This is a genomic window from Streptomyces sp. NPDC090741 (assembly GCF_044769045.1).
In the GTDB taxonomy this organism is placed as follows: Bacteria; Actinomycetota; Actinomycetes; order Streptomycetales; family Streptomycetaceae; genus Streptomyces.
Window position 1 is genome coordinate 415,931 of record NZ_JBIVXF010000001.1, and the last position, 18,541, is coordinate 434,471.

At 73.8% G+C, this 18,541-nt stretch carries 17 protein-coding genes; 15 read left to right on the top strand and 2 right to left on the bottom strand.

What is annotated here, in order from left to right:
• Nucleotides 1-52: 52 nt before the first annotated feature.
• The 14 genes from ACIQU4_RS01870 to ACIQU4_RS01935 all read left to right on the top strand — a co-directional run bounded on the left by ACIQU4_RS01870 (nucleotide 53) and on the right by ACIQU4_RS01935 (nucleotide 15,052).
• Entirely contained in the window at nucleotides 53-907 is an 855-nt protein-coding gene (locus tag ACIQU4_RS01870) for a class I SAM-dependent methyltransferase (protein ID WP_403724543.1), read from the top strand.
• A gap of 2 nt (nucleotides 908-909) precedes the next feature.
• On the top strand, nucleotides 910-2,421 hold the full coding sequence (locus tag ACIQU4_RS01875) for an NAD(P)/FAD-dependent oxidoreductase (protein WP_403724546.1): 1,512 nt from the start codon (nucleotides 910-912) through the stop codon (nucleotides 2,419-2,421).
• Nucleotides 2,418-3,560, top strand: a complete 1,143-nt coding sequence (locus ACIQU4_RS01880) for a hypothetical protein (protein ID WP_403724549.1) — start codon at nucleotides 2,418-2,420, stop codon at nucleotides 3,558-3,560. Before ACIQU4_RS01875 ends, ACIQU4_RS01880 begins: the two co-directional genes overlap by 4 nt.
• Nucleotides 3,557-4,300 (top strand): DUF6182 family protein, encoded by a 744-nt coding sequence (locus tag ACIQU4_RS01885; RefSeq protein WP_403724551.1) that lies wholly within the window; start codon nucleotides 3,557-3,559, stop codon nucleotides 4,298-4,300. The genes ACIQU4_RS01880 and ACIQU4_RS01885 overlap by 4 nt, the downstream gene beginning before the upstream one ends.
• 1 nt (nucleotide 4,301) lies before the next feature.
• On the top strand, nucleotides 4,302-4,982 hold the full coding sequence (locus ACIQU4_RS01890) for a LysR substrate-binding domain-containing protein (RefSeq protein WP_403724554.1): 681 nt from the start codon (nucleotides 4,302-4,304) through the stop codon (nucleotides 4,980-4,982).
• Nucleotides 4,979-5,791 carry an alpha/beta fold hydrolase gene (locus ACIQU4_RS01895; protein WP_403724557.1) on the top strand — a complete coding sequence of 271 codons (813 nt, stop codon included), beginning with the start codon at nucleotides 4,979-4,981 and terminating at the stop codon, nucleotides 5,789-5,791. The genes ACIQU4_RS01890 and ACIQU4_RS01895 overlap by 4 nt, the downstream gene beginning before the upstream one ends.
• Nucleotides 5,785-6,714 carry a class I SAM-dependent methyltransferase gene (locus tag ACIQU4_RS01900; protein WP_403724560.1) on the top strand — a complete coding sequence of 310 codons (930 nt, stop codon included), beginning with the start codon at nucleotides 5,785-5,787 and terminating at the stop codon, nucleotides 6,712-6,714. The genes ACIQU4_RS01895 and ACIQU4_RS01900 overlap by 7 nt, the downstream gene beginning before the upstream one ends.
• Nucleotides 6,711-7,622, top strand: a complete 912-nt coding sequence (locus ACIQU4_RS01905) for a carboxymuconolactone decarboxylase family protein (protein ID WP_403724563.1) — start codon at nucleotides 6,711-6,713, stop codon at nucleotides 7,620-7,622. The genes ACIQU4_RS01900 and ACIQU4_RS01905 overlap by 4 nt, the downstream gene beginning before the upstream one ends.
• A gap of 100 nt (nucleotides 7,623-7,722) precedes the next feature.
• On the top strand, nucleotides 7,723-8,925 hold the full coding sequence (locus ACIQU4_RS01910; RefSeq protein ID WP_403725924.1) for a cytochrome P450: 1,203 nt from the start codon (nucleotides 7,723-7,725) through the stop codon (nucleotides 8,923-8,925).
• 150 nt (nucleotides 8,926-9,075) lie between these two features.
• Nucleotides 9,076-9,273: a hypothetical protein gene (locus ACIQU4_RS01915; protein ID WP_403724565.1), complete on the top strand. Its 198-nt coding sequence runs from the start codon at nucleotides 9,076-9,078 to the stop codon at nucleotides 9,271-9,273.
• The gene (locus tag ACIQU4_RS01920; RefSeq protein WP_403724568.1) at nucleotides 9,270-11,624 is read left to right on the top strand and encodes a TOMM precursor leader peptide-binding protein; all 2,355 of its coding nucleotides are present in this window, start codon (nucleotides 9,270-9,272) and stop codon (nucleotides 11,622-11,624) included. The genes ACIQU4_RS01915 and ACIQU4_RS01920 overlap by 4 nt, the downstream gene beginning before the upstream one ends.
• Before the next feature lie 84 nt (nucleotides 11,625-11,708).
• Nucleotides 11,709-12,953, top strand: a complete 1,245-nt coding sequence (locus ACIQU4_RS01925) for a sensor histidine kinase (RefSeq protein ID WP_403724571.1) — start codon at nucleotides 11,709-11,711, stop codon at nucleotides 12,951-12,953.
• A 109-nt stretch (nucleotides 12,954-13,062) separates the two neighbouring features.
• The gene (locus ACIQU4_RS01930) at nucleotides 13,063-13,671 is read left to right on the top strand and encodes a DNA-binding response regulator (protein ID WP_403724574.1); all 609 of its coding nucleotides are present in this window, start codon (nucleotides 13,063-13,065) and stop codon (nucleotides 13,669-13,671) included.
• Nucleotides 13,672-13,777: 106 nt separating this feature from the next.
• Entirely contained in the window at nucleotides 13,778-15,052 is a 1,275-nt protein-coding gene (locus ACIQU4_RS01935; protein ID WP_403724577.1) for a glycosyltransferase, read from the top strand.
• Nucleotides 15,053-15,122: 70 nt separating this feature from the next.
• On the opposite strand, the gene ACIQU4_RS01940 is transcribed toward ACIQU4_RS01935, so the two are convergent.
• Nucleotides 15,123-15,857 (bottom strand): hypothetical protein, encoded by a 735-nt coding sequence (locus tag ACIQU4_RS01940; protein ID WP_403724580.1) that lies wholly within the window; start codon nucleotides 15,855-15,857, stop codon nucleotides 15,123-15,125.
• Nucleotides 15,858-16,002: 145 nt separating this feature from the next.
• Entirely contained in the window at nucleotides 16,003-17,295 is a 1,293-nt protein-coding gene (locus tag ACIQU4_RS01945) for a phosphoribosyltransferase family protein (protein WP_403724583.1), read from the bottom strand.
• Nucleotides 17,296-17,556: 261 nt separating this feature from the next.
• Between ACIQU4_RS01945 and ACIQU4_RS01950 the strand changes: the two genes are divergently transcribed.
• Nucleotides 17,557-18,537, top strand: coding sequence for an XdhC family protein (locus ACIQU4_RS01950; protein WP_403724586.1), 981 nt, complete (start codon nucleotides 17,557-17,559; stop codon nucleotides 18,535-18,537).
• Nucleotides 18,538-18,541: the final 4 nt, after the last annotated feature.

The window sequence follows — 18,541 nt, forward strand, 5'->3', positions numbered from 1 at the left end:
CCACTCTCACCTCGGCCGTCCGGCACCCGCACCCCCCGTACTAGGAGCCACCATGCCCGTGCTCAACCCCGTCGAACGGACCGCCCTGCTCACCGCCGCCCTGCGCGCCGCCGAGACCCGCCGCGAGGACCGGCTGTACGAGGACCCGTACGCCGCCGGACTGGTCGGCGAGGTCGGCCCGGAACTGCTCGCCGAGATCCGGACGGCGACCTTCCCGCCCGACCGGCCGCGCACCCTGCCCAGCACCCCGGACTACAACGCCATCCGCACCCGGTTCTTCGACGACCTGCTCCAGGAGGCGGCCCAGGACCCGGGGACGACCCAGCTCGTGCTGGCCCCGGCCGGCATGGACTCGCGCGCCTACCGGCTCCCGTGGCCCGGGCACATCCGTTACTTCGAGGTGGACCGCCCGGCGGTGCTCGACTTCAAGGCCGAGCGGCTGCGGGGAGCCGAGCCGCGGGTCGACCACCGTACGGTCGCCGTCGACCTCACCGCCGACGACTGGGAGGACCGCCTCATCGCCTCCGGCTACGACCCCGCCGTCCCCTCGGCGTGGCTGCTGGAGGGGCTGCTCTACTACATCCCCGAGGCCGACGCGCACCGGATGCTGGAGCGGGTCGCCGCGATCTCCGCGCCCGGCAGCCGGATCGCCGCCGACATCGTCAACCGGGCCGCCCTGACCCTCCCCCACATGCGCGGCCTGCTGGACGTCTTCGCCGGCTGGGGGTGCCCGTGGGTGTTCGGCACCGACGAGCCGGAGGCCCTGTTCGCGCGGTACGGGTTCGACGTGCGCGCCGTCCAGCCGGGCGAGCCCGAGGCCGACTTCGGGCGGTGGCCGGACCCGGTGCCGCCGCGCGGGGTGCAGGACGTACGGCGGGTGTTCTTCGTGCACGGCCGGCGACGCTGACCATGACGAGCATCGTGATCGCGGGCGGCGGCACGGCCGGCCTCGCCCTGGCCCTCGCGCTCGGCGCGCGCGGCCACCGGGTGCGGGTCCTGGAGCGCAGCGAACCGCCGCCGGACGGGCCGCTCGTCAAGAGCGCCGAGCTGTGGGAGCGGCCCTCGGTGCCCCAGGCCGGCCACGACCACATCCTGAACGCGCTCGGCGTGCGCACGCTGCGCTCCCGCGCACCGGCCGTGCTCGACGCGGCGCTGGCGGAGGGGGCCCGGCTCGCCGATCTCACCACCGCGGCGCCGCCGGGTCCCGTCGAGCCGGGGGACGAGGAGCTCGTCACGCTGCTCGTCCGCCGCCCCGTCCTGGACCTCGTACTGCACCGGGCCGTCGAGTCCCTGCCCGGGGTGACCCTCAGCCACCGGACCACGGTCGCCGGGGTGCTGACCGCCCCGTCCGGGCCGACGCGCCTGCGGGTGACGGGAGTCGTCACGGACGGCGGCGAGCGGATCCCCGCCGACCTGGTGGTGGACGCGTCCGGCCGCCGGTGCGCGTCCCGGTCCTGGCTGGCCGCGGCGGGCCTGCCGGCCGCGGGCGACCTGACCGGCCCCAGCCGGCTGCACGCCTTCGGCCGCTTCTACCGGCTGCGCGACCCCGACGGCCCGCCGCCGGGCCCGCTCAACCGGGGCAACGCGGCCGGCGGCATCTGGGACCACTACTCCGCCGTCCTGCACCCGGCGGACAACGAGGTCTTCGCCATCACCTTCGGCGCCCTGCCCGGCGACCGTGCGATGGCGGCCCTGCGCACGCCCGCCGCCTTCACCGCCGCCTGCCGCCTCTCGCCGTACCTGGCCGACTGGGCCGACGAGCGCGCGGCGGAGCCGCTCGGCCCGGTCCGGGCCATCGCCATGCCGCCGAACATCCTGCGCGGCGCCGGGCCCGGCCGGCAGCGTCCGGTCGCCGGGCTCCTGCGGGCCGGGGACGCCGCCTGCGTCACCGATCCGATGTTCGGCCGCGGCCTGTCCCTCGCCCTCGCGCACGCCTTCCGGCTCGCGGACCTGATCGAGGAACACCCGGCGGTGGACGAGTGGTTGGGCCTGGCCGCCGCAGAACTGGCCGACCGCGTGCTGCGGCCCTGGTACGAGCTGGGGGTGCACGACTCCTGGTCGCGTGCCGAACGGTGGCGTGCGGCGGCCGGAGCGCCGCCGCTCCCCGGGCCCGGCCGGCCCGTACCGCCCGTCCCGCCCGTGCCCGGTCCTGTCCGGGTGGCCGCGAGCGCGGCGGCGGCCACCGACCGCGCCGTATGGCGGGGCACCACCCGGATCGGGACGGGCCTCGCCACCCCCGCCGAGGTCTTCGCCGACCCGGAGTTCCTGGCCCGCGTACGGGCGGCCGGGACGGACGGCTCCGTGCCGTCCGGCCCGCGGCCGCCGACGTACGCGCAGCTCCGCCGGGCCATCGCCGCCCACGCCCCCGACCACACCCACACCCACACCCACACCCACGCCCCGGACCGGGAGGAAGGATGAACGTGCTGCCCCGCAAGAACGTCCTGCTGGCACCGGTCACGGTCACCCCCACCAAACCGCTGACCCCCAGCCACCTCAAGGGCCTGCTGTGGACGGACGTGATGTTCCGGGCCACCGCACCGCTCGCCGCGGTGACGTACCGCTACAGCCACACGACGTACCACGTCACCGAACAGACCGTCGGCTTCTGGGAGTACCTCGACCGCACCCGCGGGGAGACCGACTACACGCGGCTCTCCGAGGAGGAGATCGGGGACCTGTACGTCCGCTACCGCTCCGAGGAGCGGCGCCAGGGGGCGGAGGTCCTGCGGCCCTACCGGGACGCCGTCGAGCACAGCGGCTGGGTGCACCCCGCGAGCGAGCGGATGCTGCGGCTGTGGGCCGGGCACTACGAGCGGCTGGGGATGCACGACCCGGGCCTGCGGGAGCACCAGCCGCCCGGCCTCGGGCTGGAGGAGATGATCGAACGGCTCTGCGCGGTGGGCCTGGTGCTCGACCAGCGGCACTGCGGGGGCCCCGTCTACCTGGACCTCACCCGCTACGGGATGCCGCTGCGCCGGATCGTCACCGCGGACGGCCGCCCCAACTACCTCGCCTGCGCGCTGCGCGAGCTGCTCCCGCTGGTGCCCTGGTACGACGAGGTGGTCCTGCTGTACGACCGCGAACTCGACGCGGACTACCGGCTGCTGCACCGTGTGCTGACCAGCCTGGGGCCGCCGGTGCGCCGGGTGCCCATCGGCCGGGTGCCCATCGACGGCAAGATCACATCGGCCCGGCACGGCGGCTGGCGCGGCCACACGGCGGGCGCGCTGCTGCGGGCCTCGGCCGAGACGGGCGACACCGCGGACGGCCACGGCGACGACGCGCTCCGGCTCGGCATGCGCCTGTACTTCATCGCGACCCTCGGCCCGGGAGAGCAGCAGTCCTTCCGCCACGACCTGCTGCGCCACTGCCTGGCCGTGGCCGCCCGGCTCCTGAGGCGCTCGGGGTCCTCGACCGGTGCGGGCGATCTGGCCGAGGCGCTGGAGCGGCACCGGCGGGGCCATGCGTACGTCGACCCCTACCGGCTGGCCTGCTCGCTCCTCGGCAAGGGCCGCCCCGCTCCCGATCCCGTACTCCTGTCGGCGGTGTTCCTGTGACCCCCTTCCCCCTGTCCTCCGCGGCCCTGCTCAAGTCGGCCGCGGACCGCGTCCGGTCCGCCCGACCGGAGCTCGCGGACGGGCTCGACCTGTCCAGTACGCAGGCCCTGCGGGCCGCCCGGGCCGGACTCCACGGCAACCGCACCGCCCCGACCGACGAGGTGCTGGCCGTGGTCGTCATCGGCCGGCTCGACCTGCCCCGATGGGTGCGCGAGACCTGCGCCTTCGCCCTCGCGCTGGCTCCCGGGGAACGGGAGGCGTGGCGGCGCTCGTTCACCCGTACCGTCTACCTGGCCGGCAGCCCGTCCAACCTCCGCGAGCGGTTCGCCTTCGACCACGTCGCCGGAGACGACTCGGTCGCCTGGACCGGGCCCGCGCCCGGCGCGCGGACGGCCACGCTGCGCCGGCTGCTCAAGGCCTTCGAGGCGGCGCACGAGCTGACCGCGCAGCGGTCGGCCACCGTGACCGTGCCCGGCCGTCCGGGCACCCGTCCCCCGGCCCACCGCGAGCTGTACATCGCCACCGCCAGGGTGTCCGTCACCGAGGCGCTCGTGCACGTCAACCACCTGCTCGCCGAGGCCGTCCTGGACGGGCTGATCGGTCCCGGGGACCGCTTGACGCTGCGGTTCGTACCGCGCCTGACCGGCCTGGGCGCGCAGCTCGCCATGTTGCGCGTCGACACCGATGTCCACCGCCCGGACGAGCTCCAGGCCTATGCCGGACTGACCACGGAGGTCTGAAATGCCAACCCCCACCGCGACCCCCACCGCCACCGCCACCCCCACCCGCACCCGCACCCGCACCGGCACCGCGCCGCGCACCGTCCGCCTGGGCGTACACGGCTCGACGCACCTGGCGTCCCGCCTCGTCGCGGCCGCCGGACATGCGCCGGAGTCGGTGGAGTACGTCCCGTACGAGGTCACCGAGCCGTTCGGCCCGCTGCGGGCCGGATCCATGGACATCATGATCGTCAAGTACGACCCGCTGGAGCCGGACCTCGCCGTGAGCGAGCCGGTCGGCTTCGACGGGCGGGCCGTCCTCGTCGGAGCCCATCACCCGCTGGCCGGCCGCGCCTCGGTGTCGGTCGAGGAGGTCGCGGAGTACGGGGGCTTCCGGTGCCCCGGGGACTTCCCGGCGCACGTCTGGAACCTGGTGGTGCCGCCGCGGACCCCGCTGGGCCGGCCGATCCGCCGGATCCACGCCATGACGACGCTCCCCGCGATGACGGAGCTGCTCAGGAGCACCTACGCGATCCACCTCTCGTTCCAGTCCCTGGACGCGGTGGTTCCGCCGGACGTCAAAGTGGTCCCGGTGCACGACCTGCCGCCTTCGCCGGTGGCCTTCGCCTGGCTGCGGGGCAGCGAACCGCCCGAACACGTACGGCGGTTCGTCGCCGACGCACAGCGGGCGGCGCGCCGATGAGCCTCCCCCTCGTCCTGCTCCACGCCCTGCCCCTCGACTCCTGCCTGTGGGACGCGGCGGCCGGGGCCCTGCGCGCCCGGGGCCGGCGGGTCCTCACCCCCGACCAGGGCGGTTTCGGCTCGGCGCCGCTGCCCCACGGCTCGCCCTCGCTCGATCTCGTGGCCGACGGCCTGGCCCGGGAGCTCGACCGGCAGGGCATCGGCGAAGTCGCGCTCGCCGGCTGCTCCATGGGCGGCTACGTGGCGATGGCCTTCCTGCGCCGCCATCCGGACCGCGTCCGCGCGCTGGCCCTGCTGGCGGCCAGGGGTACGGCCGACTCCGCGGCGGCGGCCGGGCAGCGCCTGCGCTTCGCCGACGCGATCCTCGACGACTCGGCGCGCGCCGGGCTCGTCGCCGCGACCACGCCGTCCCTGCTCGGCGCCACCACGCGCGCGCGGCGGCCGCACCTGACGGCGCGGGTGACCGGCCTGGCGCTGGCGGCGCCGCCGCGGTCCGTCGCCTGGGCGCAGCGGGCCATCGCGGCCCGTACGGACTCCACGGCCACCCTGCGGGCGGCGGACGTACCCGCGGTGGTCGTGATCGGCGCCGAGGACGAGCTCGTCTCCCTCGACGAGGCCTGCCGGACGGCCGGGGCGCTGCCGCGCGGCCGGCTCGTCGTCCTTCCCGGGGTCGGCCACCTCGCTCCCCTGGAGGCGCCGGAGGCGACGGCGGAGATCCTCGCGGGGCTGCTCGCCCATGCGGAAGCCACCGCTCAGGAGGCTGCTGAGGAGGCTGTCGTACGGGCAGGGGCGGAGGCCGCGGCATGCTGACGGCCGATCACGCGGGGTGGGGGTACACGACGTCCACCGGACTGCCGTTCACCCACGAGGAGATCGTGGACCCGCACTTCGAGGCCTGCGCCGCGTACTACCGGGACGCCCTGGACGGCGTGGGCATCCGACCCGGGTGGCACGTACTGGACGCGGGCTGCGGCAGCGGTGCGTTCCTGCCCCGGATCGCCGAACTCGTCGGCGCGACGGGCCGGATCTCGGCCGTCGACCTGGCCTCGGAGAACGTGGAGCGCGCCGCCGGGCGGCTGCGCGGCCACCCGGGCGCCGCGCCGCTGGTGGTACGGCAGGGCAGCGTCCTCGACCTGCCGTACGCGGACGGCATGTTCGACGCCGTCTGGTGCGCGAACACGACGCAGTACCTGGACGACGCGGAGCTGGCGCGTGCGCTGGCGGAACTGCGCCGGGTCACCAGGCCCGGGGGGCTCGTCGCGGTCAAGGACGTGGACGGTGCGCTGAGCACCGTCCGCCCGGCGGACCCGTTCCTGATCACCGACTTCTTCCGGGCGTCCGCCGTCTCCCCCGGCTACGCACGCCAGCTGCTCCGCGGCCGCGATCTGTACCGCCGGCTGCGGGCGGCCGGTCTGACGGACGTGACGCAGCGCACGATCCTCATGGAGCACCACGCTCCGCTGCCCCCGGCGGCCCTCCGGTTCTACGCGAACGCGTGCGCGCGTTTCGCCCGGCAGGCGGCGGACGAGGGCATCCCGGGGAACTGGGCCCCCTTCCTCGATCCCGACGATCCGGCCGGCCCGCTGCGTGACCCGGACGGATACATCAGCGAGGGGAACGTCATCGCGATCGGCACGGTGCCCGCGGGCCCCTGCGGCCCGCCTCTCACACCCTTCGCACCTCGCACACCTCCCACACCTCTCGAACCGATGGACGGAGACGACACACCATGAACGACGCACGGAGCACCGCCGAATTGACCCGTCGGGCCACCCTCACCGGGGGCGCCCTCGTCGGCATCGGCCTCGCCGAGGGCCTGCTGAACCCGGCATCGGCCGCGGCCGCGGCCACCTCCGGCGGCGACTCCCGCTACGAGCGGGGGCTGGCCGTCCTGCACGAGACCTCGGGCGAGCGCGGAGCCGCCGTGATCGAGTCGCTGCGGGACATCGCCCCGGACCTCGGCCGCTACGTCGTGGAGTTCGCGTACGGCGACGTCTACGTCCGGCCGGGACTCGATCTGCGCGAGCGGGAGCTGTCCACGGTCGCCGCGCTGGCCGCCCAGGGGGACACCGCCCCGCAGCTGGACTTCCACATCGACGCGGCGCTGCACGTCGGCGTGCGGCCCGAGGAGGTCATCGAGTCCTTGATCCACATCGTGCCCTTCATGGGGTTCCCGCGGGCGCTCAACGCGGTCGGCGTCGCCAGGACGGTCTTCGCCAACCGGGGCGTCACCTTCGAACCGCCGGTCATGAACGACACGCGCGACCGCTACATGCGCGGAACCGAGAAGCTCGTGGAAATCGACGGGCACCACGGCCTGGAGGTCATCGAGTCGCTCAAGGACATCGCCCCGGACCTCGGCCGGTTCATCGTCGAATTCACCTTCGGGGACGTCTACCACCGCCCGTGGCTGTCGCCGAGGCGGCGCCAGCTCGTCACCGTCGCCGCCCTGACGGCCTTCGGTGACACCGCTCCGCAGCTGCGGGTGCACATCGGCGCCGCCCTGAACGTCGGTCTGAGTCCGGCGCAGGTCGTGGAGACGCTGATCCACGTGGTGCCCTACGCCGGATTCCCGCGGGTGCTGAACGCCATCGGGGTGGCCAGGGAAGTGTTCGAGAAGCGGAACACCCCGGTTCGGTAAGGCGACAGCACGTTACGACGACCGGACGGTACGACGGCAGGAGGGCCGATCCGTGGGAACGGACATCTCGGTGGACATGGCGGTGGACATGGCGGTGGGCATGGCGGCGGACATCGCGGCGGACTTCGGGGCGCTCGGCGAGGAATTCACCAGGAATCCCCACCCGGTGTACGCCGCGCTCCGCGCCCGGGGCCCGGTGCACCGCGTCCGCGTACCGGAAGGCGCCGAGGCCTGGCTCGTGGTCGGCTACGAGGCCTGCCGCGCCGCGCTCACCGAGCCCTCCCTGTCCAAGTCCTGGCGGGACGCCTCCCCCGCGCTGCCGCTGGCGCGGCTCTCCGCGGGCGAGAACCTGCTGAGCTCGAACCCGCCCGACCACACCCGGCTGCGCAAGCTGGTGGTGAAGGAGTTCACGCCGCGCCGCGTCGAGGCGCTCGCCCCGAGGGTACGGGCCCTCACCGGCGAGCTCCTCGACGCCATGCTGGCGCGGCCCGCCGGCGCGGCCGACCTCGTGGAGGCCCTCGCGTTCCCGCTGGCCATGGGCATCATCTGCGAACTCCTCGGGGTGCCCTCCCTCGACCGCGCCGCCTTCCGCGACTGGGCCGAACAGGCCCTGAGCAGCCCGGACCACACCACCAGGACCGCCGCCACGGCGGCCATGACGCGCTACCTCGTCGCCCTGGTGGACGAGATGCGCGAGCGGCCCCGCGAGGACCTGATGAGCGCCCTCATCCGCACCACCGACGAGGACGGCGGCCGGCTCTCGCCCGACGAACTCATCGGCATGGCCTGGCTCCTGCTCGTCACCGGCTTCGAGACCACCGTCCAGCTGATCTCCGCGGGCGTCCTCGCGCTGCTCCGCCACCCCGGCCAGCTCGCCGCGCTGCGCGCCGACCCCTCGCTCATCGACAACGCCGTGGAGGAGATGCTGCGGTACGAGGGGCCGGTCGAGACCACCACGTACCGGTTCACCACCGGGCCCGTGGAGATCGCCGGGACCCCGATACCCGGCGGCGGCGAACTGGTGCTGGTCGCACTCGCCGACGCCGACCGGGACCCCGCGCGCTTCCCCGACCCGGACCGCTTCGACATCCGCCGGCCCGCGGGCGGGCACATCGCCTTCGGTCACGGCATCCACTACTGTCTGGGAGCCCCGCTGGCCCGCCTCCAGGCCCGTACGGCCGTCACCGCGCTCCTGGCGCGCTGCCCCGGCCTCTCCCTGGACACCGACCCCTGTGACCTCACCTGGCGCACGGGCCTCCTCATCCGCGGCCCCCGGCAGCTGCCCGTCCGCTGGTCGGCCTGAACGTTCAGCCGTGTCGGCGGCACCGCACCATGTGAAATCTTCACCTTCCGCTGGTGACCGGGGCACTGTCCCGCGATCACCAGATCCTCGCAGAATCGTCAGTGAACGGACCGACCCGCGCCACGACGACGCAGAGGGAACTCCACCGCCATGACCAGCCTTTCGGCCAACGCCCGTATCAGCCCCAGCACCGGATCCGTACCGATACCCGCCCGCCCCTCGAAGCCGGGCCTGGTGATCGAGAACCTCGACGCCCTGCCGGACACCGCGTACACCCTGTTCAGCGTCTGCAGCCAGACGCAGGTCACGGGTCCGGCGGCGCCGATCGCCGGACGGCTGGGAGCATGAGCACTGCCGAGCGTGAGCGCCCCGCCGTGCCGCTCACGCCGCCGCCGGCCACCGCCGAGGCGCTGGTGGGTTTCAAGTCCCATCTGCGGCCGACGGTCGTCCCCGGCGACGCCGCCTACCTGGTGTCCCGGCGCGGGGTGACCGCCCTGAGCGGGAGCGGGGCGGAGATCCTCGTACCGCTGCTCGACGGCACGCGGACCGCCCTGGCGGTCCGGCGGGAGGCCTCGCGGATCCTGGGCGCCGAGGACACCGAGGCGGCCCTCCTCTCCCTGGCCGACGCCGGGTTGATCCGCTCCACCGCCCCGGCGGCCGCGCCCGCCGAGGCGCAGGCCCAGGCCCAGGCCGAGGCGTACTGGGATCTGGCCGGACTGGACGGCGGTGTGGCCGCCGCCGGGCTGGCCCGGGCCACCGTCGCCGTCGAGGCGCTGCCCGGCCTGGATCCGCGGCCGGTGGCCGAGGCCTGCCGGGAGTCGGGAATCGCGGTCGCCGCGGACCCCGGCGCCGCCGACCTGGTCCTCGTCCTGTGCGAGGACTACCTCTCCCCCGCCCTGGCCGCCGTGGACGCCGGCCACCGCGCCGCGGGCAGGCCGTGGGTGCCGGCCAAGCTGTGCGGGACGGACCCCTGGGTGGGCCCGTTCTTCCGGCCCGGGTCCGGCCCCTGCTGGCACTGCCTGGCCGTACGGCTGCGCGGCCACCGCCACTCGGAGGTGCCGGTGCGGCGCGCGCTCGGCCTGGACGGCCCCGTACCGCGGCCGCCCGCCGGGCTGGCGGCCGGGACGGCGCTCGCGGTGAACCTCGCCGTCCTGGAGGCCGCCAAGTGGCTGGCCGGGCTGCGCCATCCCGAGCAGACCCACATCCGCACCTTCGACACCCTGCGCCTGCGCACCGCCAGCCACCCGGTGAGCCGGCTGCCGCAGTGCGCGGGCTGCGGGGACCCCGGCCTGGTGGCCCGCCGGGTCGGCGCTCCGTTCGTCCCCGTGTCGCGGCCCAAGGCCGCCGCGACCGGGGGCGGGGACCGCGCCCTGACCCCGGCGCAGGTGCTGGGTGCGTACGGGCACCTCGTGGACCCGGTGACCGGGGTGGTCAAGGAGATCCGGAAGGCCTCCGGCGCCCCGGACTTCGTCCACGCGTACACCTCCGGGCACAACCTGGCCATGGAGTCGGCGTCCTTCGCCGGTCTCAGCTCCGGTCTGCGCGCGCTCAGCGGCGGCAAGGGCCGCACCGCCGAGGAGGCCCGTACGAGCGCGCTGTGCGAGGCGGTCGAGCGCTACAGCGGTACGCGGAACGGGGACGAGCCGGTGGTCCGCGACTCCCTGCGCGGCCTGGGCGAGGCCGCCGTGCACCCCAACGACTGCCAGCTCTACAGCCCCCGCCAGTTCGCGGAGCGGGAGCGGTGGAACGCGCGGCACTCCCGGTTCCACCACGTCCCGGCGCCGTTCGACGAGACCCGCCCGACCGACTGGACCCCGGTGTGGTCGCTCACCGGGGGCGTCCAGCGGCTGCTCCCCACCTCGATGCTGTACTTCGGGCGGGGAACGGATCGCACCGGTGGTCCCGCCGGGAACTCCGCCGAGGACGAGCCATGGGCCGACTCCAACGGCAACGCGGCGGGCAGCAGCCCCGAGGACGCGCTGGTGCAGGGCTTCCTGGAGCTGGTGGAGCGGGACGCGGTGGCCCTGTGGTGGTACAACCGCACCCGTCAACCCGGGGTGGACCTCGGGTCCTTCGAGGACGAGTGGGTGGAGCGGATCCGCCACGGCCTGCGCCGGATGAACCGGGAGGTGTGGGCGCTCGACCTCACGTCGGACCTGGGCATTCCGGTGTTCGCGGCGCTGTCCCGGCGGACCGACAAGCCCGGCGAGGACGTGATCTTCGGCTTCGGCGCCCACTTCGACCCCCGGGTGGCGCTGTGCCGGGCCGTGTCGGAGCTGGGGCAGCTGCTGCCCGCCGTCGGCGACGTACGGCCGGACGGCCGCGGATACCGGATCACCGACCCGGAGCCGCTGTCCTGGTGGCAGGGGGCCACCATCGCCAACCAGCCATATCTGGCGGCCGATCCGATGGCGCAGACCCGTACGCCGGGCCACTGGCCGTCGGTCCGGAACACCGATCTGCTCGACGACGTACGCTTGATCACCGAGCTGGTCCGGGGTAAAGGTATGGACCTGCTGGTGCTCGACCAGAGCCGACCTGACCTCGGACTTCCCGTGACGAAAGTGGTCGTACCGGGACTGCGCCACTTCTGGGCGAGGTACGGGTCCGGCCGGCTCTTCGAGGTCCCCGTGCGCCTCGGCCGACTGGCCGAACCCACTCCGTACGACCAGCTCAACCCCGTCCCGCTGTTCGTGTGACGGAACGATTCACGCCCCTTGTCCACGCCCCTCCCCTATGCTCACACCTGGCGTGTAACAGAGGAACGCTTAAGGGGGATTGACATGCCTGGCCGCCTCAAGTCCTCGGATGGACCGTCGGAGGCGGTCCTGGTCGAGGGCATTCTGCGACGTAGCCGGGACTTACCCGCGCCCCGGATGGCCCAGGTCATCCTCGTCGCCGCACTCCTCTGCTACGTGGGCATCACCGCCCTGAACATCCTCAGCGCCGGAGTCGAAGGACTCGCCCTGGCAGCCGCCTTCGGCTGCCTCGGCGCGGTCTTCGCCCTCCAGCTCCTGCACTCCCGGACGAGCACACAGCGCGTCCCGACCGCCCGCAGGGCGCTGACCCTCGGCGCCCAGGCCGCCTTCACCTACCTGCCGCTCATCGCCCTGAAATCGCAGTGGGGCGCCATGGCGGGCTTCCTCGCAGGCTCCCTGCTGCTGCTCCTGCCCCCGCGGCCGGGCTGGATCCTGTACGGCTTCGTCGGCATCAGCATGCTGGTGCCCCCGCTGCTGGAAGGACGCCCCGTCCTCGACGGCATCTACCTGGCGCAGACCACCCTGCTGACCGGGCTGGTCACCTTCGGGCTGACCAGGCTGTCGGAGCTGGTCCGCGTCCTGCACGAGAGCCGCGGCGAGCTCACCCGCGCCGCGGTCACCCGCGAACGGCTGCGCTTCGCCCGCGACTTGCACGACCTGCTGGGGTACAGCCTCTCCGCGATCCAGCTCAAGGGCGAGCTCATCCACCGCCTGATCCCGGCCCATCCCGCCCGGGCCATGGACGAGATCGAGGACGTACTGGCCATCTCCCGCCAGTCGCTGGCCGACGTACGGCGGGTGGCGAGCGGATACCGGGACATGTCGCTGGAGGAGGAGATCGCCTCGGCCAAGTCGGTGCTGGGCGCCGCCGAGGTCGACGCGGTGACCGACATCCGCATGGGAGAGGTCAGTTCGCCGGTGGACACGGTGCTCGCCACCGTACTGCGGGAGGCCGTCACCAACGTGCTGCGCCACAGCCGCGCCGTGCACTGCGAGATCACCGCCATCGAGGAGGACGGCCTGATGACGCTGTCGGTCATCAACGACGGCGTCACCGAGGGCTACCGCGACACCTCGCCGCACAGCGGCAGCGGCCTGGGGAACCTGGGGATTCGGCTGCGGGCGGTGGGCGGGGAGTTGACGGTCGAACGGGGCCCCGGCACCTTGTTCCGGCTGGTCGCGCAGGTTCCCGCACACGGGGACGTCGATCCCGACCTCGACGAGTCGGACGAGCCGGCGGAGGGCGAACGGTCGTGGCTCGTCGCCTGAGGTGACGGCGCACACCGGCCGCCGACCGGCTGCCAACCGATTGCCGGAACGGGCCGGTTGCTATGATCGGAAGTACAAGATCGACCGCGCGGACGGGGGGCTCGTCACGGTGATCAGAATCCTGCTGGCCGAAGACATGCACATGGTGCGCGGTGCGCTCGTCGCCCTGCTCGACCTGGAGGACGACCTGGAGGTCGTCAGCGAACTGTCGCGCGGAGACGAGATCCTGGCCGCCGCCCTCGACGTCCGGCCGGACATCGCCATCATCGACATCGACCTCCCCGGGCTCGACGGGCTGAGCGCCGCCATGCAGATCCACGAGCGCATCCCGGAGTGCCGGACGCTGATGCTCACCAGCCTCGGCCGCCCCGGCACCCTGCGCCGGGCCCTGGCGGCCCAGGTCTCCGGCTACCTCCTCAAGGACGACTCCCCGAAGGAACTGGCCAGCGCCATCCGGCGGGTGGTCGCCGGCCAGCGGGTCATCGACTCCAAGCTGGCCGTGGCCGCCTGGAACGGTCTGGAGAGCCCGCTGACCGACCGCGAGACCGAGGTGCTGCGCATGGCGGCCCAGGGCTCGGAGGCCGCCGAGATCGCCGGCGAGCTCCACCTGTCCACCGGGACGGTACGGAACTACCTGACGACGGTCGTGATGAAGCTGAAGGCCCGCAACCGCGTGGACGCGATCCGCATCGCCCGCGACGCCGGCTGGCTGGTCTAAACGTACATTCGAGTGGTCTTGGGCCCGGACCGCCTGCCATTCGGCGGCATCATCCGGGCGCCCTCGTAACGTCGCGCGGAAAGACACCCCCAGCCGGGAGCACCAGATGACGTCGACCGCGACCCCGAGGTTCTCCGTTTTCACCCCCAGCCACCGGCCTCGTTTCCTCGACGAGTGCCTGGCGACCCTGCAGGCGCAGACCCATCAGGACTGGGAGTGGATCGTCCTGCTCAACAGCGGCGCCCGATGGCGGCCGGAGCGGCCCGACGACCGGGTCCGCGTGGTGATCGCGGACGAGGTCCAGGGCGTCGGAGCGGCGAAGCGCAGGGCCTGCGAACTCGCGCGCGGCGAGATCCTCGTGGAACTCGACCACGACGACCTGCTGGCGAAGTCGTGCCTGGCGGAGCTCGGCACGGCGTTCGACGAACACCCCGAGGCCGTCTTCGTCTACAGCAACACCGCGCAGATCGCCGAGGACGGGAGCCGGGACGACACCCGGTGGGACGAATCCTGCGGCTGGCAGTACGAGGAGGTGGAGGTCGACGGCCGCAAGCTGCAGCAGATCGTCTCGCTGGCGCCGACCCCGCACAACGTCTCCTACATCTGGTACGCGCCCAACCACGTACGGGCGTTCCGCAAGGAGAGCTACGAGCAGGCCGGCGGGTACGACGCCGCGCGGACGGTCCTGGACGACCAGGACCTGATGTGCCGCCTCTTCCACATCGGGGACTTCCACCACATCAACCGCTGTCTGTACCTCCAGCGGGTGCACCCCGCGAACACCCAGAGCGACCCGGAGACCAACGCGCACATCCAGCGCGAGACGGTCGTCCTGTACGACAAGTACGTCGAGGCCAACGCCCTCGCGTGGACCCAGCGGCGCGGACTGCTGGCGCTGGACCTCGGCGCGGCCCACCGCAAGCCGCCCGGCTACCTGGGCGTGGACCAGTACCCGGGCAAGGGCGTCGACATCGTCGCGACGCTGCCCGGGAAGCTGGACCTGCCCGACGGTTCGGTGGGCCTGATGCGGGCGGTGGACTTCCTGGAGCACGTGCCCTCGAAGGTGCCGCTGATCAACGAGCTGTACCGGCTGCTGGCACCCGGCGGCATGCTGCTCACGATGACGCCCAGCTCGGACGGGCGCGGCGCGTACCAGGACCCGACGCACGTCGCGTACTACAACGAGAACTCGTTCTGGTACTACACGGACGACCAGTACCGCACCTTCGTCCCGACGATCGAGGCCAAGTTCCAGTCGTCGCGGCTGGTCACCTACTTCCCGACCGAATGGCACTCGAGGAACGACATCTCGTACGTGGTGGCCAACCTCATCGCGATGAAGGAGGGCGCCGCCCGGTGCGGCGGACCGCTGCTGGTGTAGGTGTGTGCGCCACGGAAACGGCGGCGCCCCGGGGCCGAAGCCCCGGGGCGCCGCCGTTCTGCGGGGAGGGTTACGGCGTCGTGTCGACGCACACCACATAGGCGGCGATCGGCTGGCTGGCCCCGATGGTGACGGTGGTGGCCTGCCACCCGTTGGGAGCAACGGGCTGGCTTTGGCGCACGATGCCGTTGGCGGTCTGGAAGCCGCCGCCGGTGGCCTGGTCTCCGGGGTTGCAGAAGACGGTCGACGTGCCGTTGGTGACCGGCTCGGAGACGTTGACGTAGGTCGTCACCGTGGCCGTCGCGCCCTGGAATCCCTGGTTGCCCTGGGTTCCCTGGAATCCCTGGAATCCCTGGTTACCCTGGAAGCCAGGGGTTCCCTGGAACCCCTGGTTGCCCTGGTTGCCCTGGAAGCCCTGCTCACCCTGGAAACCTTGGTTGCCCTGGAACCCCTGGTTGCCCTGGTTGCCCTGGAACCCCTGGTTGCCCTGGTTGCCCTGGGAGCCCTGGTTGCCCTGCTCACCCGGGACGCCCTGGTAGCCCTGCGGGCCCTGGACGCCCGGCCGGCCCGGGTGGCCGGGCCGGCCCGGCTTGCCCTGGGGGCCGCGGCCCTTGCCCCCGTGGTCACCACCCGTGACCACGCCGGCCGGGCCGGGCAGTGCCACGGCACCGTCGGTGCCGGACCGGTGGATCGCGTCGGCGATGGCCGTCGTGCTCGGGACGACGTTGAGCGCCACGGCGAGCACACCGGCCCCGACCATGGTGGCGGACTTCAGACGTCTGGTTCGGATCGTTCGATGACTCAAGAGAACCGTCCTCACGGGACTGGGAGGGGTCGCGCCCGAAAGCGCGCGCCTCTGGCTACGAACGTGGCCATTGTTGACTCTCTGCGATCGAATGATCACTCTTCGGGCCATGTCTCGGCGACGATCACCCGAGCGGCCCCGCTCCTCAGCTCGTCGCGGGCTGCGGGGGGCGGTGGGTGGTGAGCCACTGTTCGGCGAGGGCGGACACCTGGTGGAGTGCTCCGGGTTCCTCGAAGAGGTGGGTGGCGCCCGGGACGATCTCCAGGCGGTTCTCGCAGCGCAAGCGGGTTTGTGCCTCGCGGTTGAGGGTGAGGACCAGGTGGTCCTCCGAGCCGACGATCAGGAGCGTGGGGGCCCGGACCCCGGCCAGGCGGGATCCGGCCAGGTCCGGCCGGCCGCCGCGGGAGACCACCGCGTAGACCGGCGAGTCCGGGGAGGCCGCTGCCGCGAGGGCGGCTGCCGCGCCCGTGCTGGCGCCGAAGTAGGCCAGCGGGGCACCGGTCCGGGTGCGGAGCCAGGTCGTGGCGGCGGCGAGGCGGGCGGCCAGGGTGTCGATGTCGAAGACGTTCGAGCGGTCCGCCTCCTCGGCCGGGGTGAGCAGGTCGAACAGCAGGGTGCCCAGCCCGGCCCGGTTCAGGGCCGCGGCCACCTGGCGGTTGCGGGGGCTGTGGCGGCTGCTGCCCGAGCCGTGCGCGAACGCCACCACCGCGCTCGCGCCCGGCGGGAGGGTGAGGTCTCCGGGCAGGTGCAGGCCCGCCGCCTCCACCGCCACCTCCACCCCGGCCTGTTCCGCCGGGGCCGGCCGGCGCGGCGACTGGGCGAGCAGGGAGACGACCTCCTCGTCCGGGGTCTGGGAGAAGTCCCGGTACCACTGGCCGACCGACGAGAACCCCGGCGGTGCGGAGAGGCAGACCACCTCGTCGGCCACCGCGCCCACCCGGCCCAGCGCGTCCGGCGGGGCCACCGGGGCCGCCATGACGACCCGGGCCGCGCCCTGCGCCCGTACGACCTGGCAGGCGGCGGCCGCCGTGGCGCCGGTCGCGATGCCGTCGTCCACCACGATCACCGTCCGGCCACGGAGGTCCTCCTGCGGCCGCCCCGCGCGGTAACGGGCGGCCCGGCGGGCCAGCTCCGCCTGCTCCGCCTCCTCGACGGCGGCGATGTCCTGCGGGCGGAGCCCCCCGCGCCGGACGATGTCCTCGCTGATCACGCGTACGCCGCCCTCCCCGATCGCGCCGAACGCCAGCTCGGGCTGGTACGGAACCCCCAGCTTGCGGACGACGATCACGTCGAGCGGGGCGCCGAGGGCGTGGGCCACGTGGAAGGCCACCGGGACCCCGCCACGCGGCAGCCCCAGGACCACGGGGTGGTCCGGCGCGTACCTCGCGAGCTCCGTGCCGAGTCTTCGACCTGCGTCGTCGCGGTCCGTGAAGAGCATTGCGGGTCATCCCCAAGGGTCGTCCCCGGCGTTCCCTGCCGTACTTCGAAACAACGCCTCCCGGCGGCCGCGCGCAAGTCAGGGTCGGGCGGCCCGGCCGGCGGCCCGTCCGGTGGTCCGTACGAGGGAGGTGGGTCCGGGTCTGTGGGTTTTGAGGGATGGGTAGGGGTGCCGTGCGTGCGTAGGTTGGCCGTGAGGCCGCGGTGCGCCGCTGACCTGGTGCCATGGGGCGGGCTCTGACGACGAGGATGGGGCAGCGCGATGCGTGAGCTGGTGGAGACGGCGCGGCGGTGGGCGGCCGAGGGGCGGGCCGCGTTCCTGGCCCGGCCGGTGGCCGAGCAGGGGTTCGGGCCGCGGGACCCGGCCGGGGCCCTGCTCGTGGACGCGCGCGGGGAGTGCGTCGGGGCCCTGTACCGGGGGGTCTTCGACGCCGAGCTGGTGGCGGAGGCCGGGGCCATGGCCGCCGGGGCCACCGCGCGGGTGTGCGAGGTCTCGGTGGGGGCGGACGAGGCCGTCTCGGCGAAGCTGACCTGCGGCGGGCGGGCCGAGATCCTGCTCCAGCCGCTGTCGGCCGTGCCCGCCGCGTGGTGGGAGCTGCTCGGGGAGGGCGTCGGCGTCGCGCTCGTGACCCGGATCGACGAGCAGGCCGAAAACGCGGTGAGCGAGGTGGTCCGGGCCGTCGACGCGCCGGCCGACGACGCCGAGCGACGGGCCGGCGAGCTGCTGGCCACGCGGCGGCCCGGGCGGGACGCGCTGTACGGGGAGCGCGGGCTGGTGTTCGTGGAGGCGTACCCGTCCGCCCCGTACGTGGTCATCGGCGGGGGCGGCGAGCTCGCCGAGATCATCGAGGCGCAGGCCCTGTTGCTGGGGTGGGGGGCCGGGCTGGTCGGTTCCGTCGCCGAGGCCGAGAAGCTGCTGGACGCACGGCGGGACGCCGCCTGCCTGGTGATGCTCAGCCACGATCCGGAGTTCGACGTGCCGACCGTACGGAGCGCGCTCGCGCTGGAGATTCCGTACGTCGGCGCGCTCGGCTCCCGCAAGACCACCGCGCGGCGGCGCGAGGGGCTGATCGCCGCCGGGGTGTCCGAGGCGGACCTGGCGCGGGTGCACGGGCCGATCGGGCTGGACCTGGGGGCCCGGACGCCCCCGGAGACGGCGCTGGCGATCTGCGCCGAGATCCTGGCCGTGCTCGGGGGGTACGAGGTCCGGGCCCTGCGGGATTCGGACGGACCGCTGCGATAGGCGC

Bases quoted from the DNA above. Each gene is read 5' to 3' on its own strand.
- ACIQU4_RS01900 (WP_403724560.1), top strand. From the start codon at position 5,785: ATGCTGACGGCCGATCACGCGGGGTGGGGGTACACGACGTCCACCGGA.
- ACIQU4_RS01945 (WP_403724583.1), bottom strand. From the start codon at position 17,295: ATGCTCTTCACGGACCGCGACGACGCAGGTCGAAGACTCGGCACGGAG.
- ACIQU4_RS01875 (WP_403724546.1), top strand. From the start codon at position 910: ATGACGAGCATCGTGATCGCGGGCGGCGGCACGGCCGGCCTCGCCCTG.
- ACIQU4_RS01925 (WP_403724571.1), top strand. From the start codon at position 11,709: ATGCCTGGCCGCCTCAAGTCCTCGGATGGACCGTCGGAGGCGGTCCTG.
- ACIQU4_RS01920 (WP_403724568.1), top strand. From the start codon at position 9,270: ATGAGCACTGCCGAGCGTGAGCGCCCCGCCGTGCCGCTCACGCCGCCG.
- ACIQU4_RS01905 (WP_403724563.1), top strand. From the start codon at position 6,711: ATGAACGACGCACGGAGCACCGCCGAATTGACCCGTCGGGCCACCCTC.
- ACIQU4_RS01910 (WP_403725924.1), top strand. From the start codon at position 7,723: ATGGCGGCGGACATCGCGGCGGACTTCGGGGCGCTCGGCGAGGAATTC.
- ACIQU4_RS01870 (WP_403724543.1), top strand. From the start codon at position 53: ATGCCCGTGCTCAACCCCGTCGAACGGACCGCCCTGCTCACCGCCGCC.
- ACIQU4_RS01880 (WP_403724549.1), top strand. From the start codon at position 2,418: ATGAACGTGCTGCCCCGCAAGAACGTCCTGCTGGCACCGGTCACGGTC.
- ACIQU4_RS01895 (WP_403724557.1), top strand. From the start codon at position 4,979: ATGAGCCTCCCCCTCGTCCTGCTCCACGCCCTGCCCCTCGACTCCTGC.
- ACIQU4_RS01950 (WP_403724586.1), top strand. From the start codon at position 17,557: ATGCGTGAGCTGGTGGAGACGGCGCGGCGGTGGGCGGCCGAGGGGCGG.
- ACIQU4_RS01915 (WP_403724565.1), top strand. From the start codon at position 9,076: ATGACCAGCCTTTCGGCCAACGCCCGTATCAGCCCCAGCACCGGATCC.
- ACIQU4_RS01935 (WP_403724577.1), top strand. From the start codon at position 13,778: ATGACGTCGACCGCGACCCCGAGGTTCTCCGTTTTCACCCCCAGCCAC.
- ACIQU4_RS01890 (WP_403724554.1), top strand. From the start codon at position 4,302: ATGCCAACCCCCACCGCGACCCCCACCGCCACCGCCACCCCCACCCGC.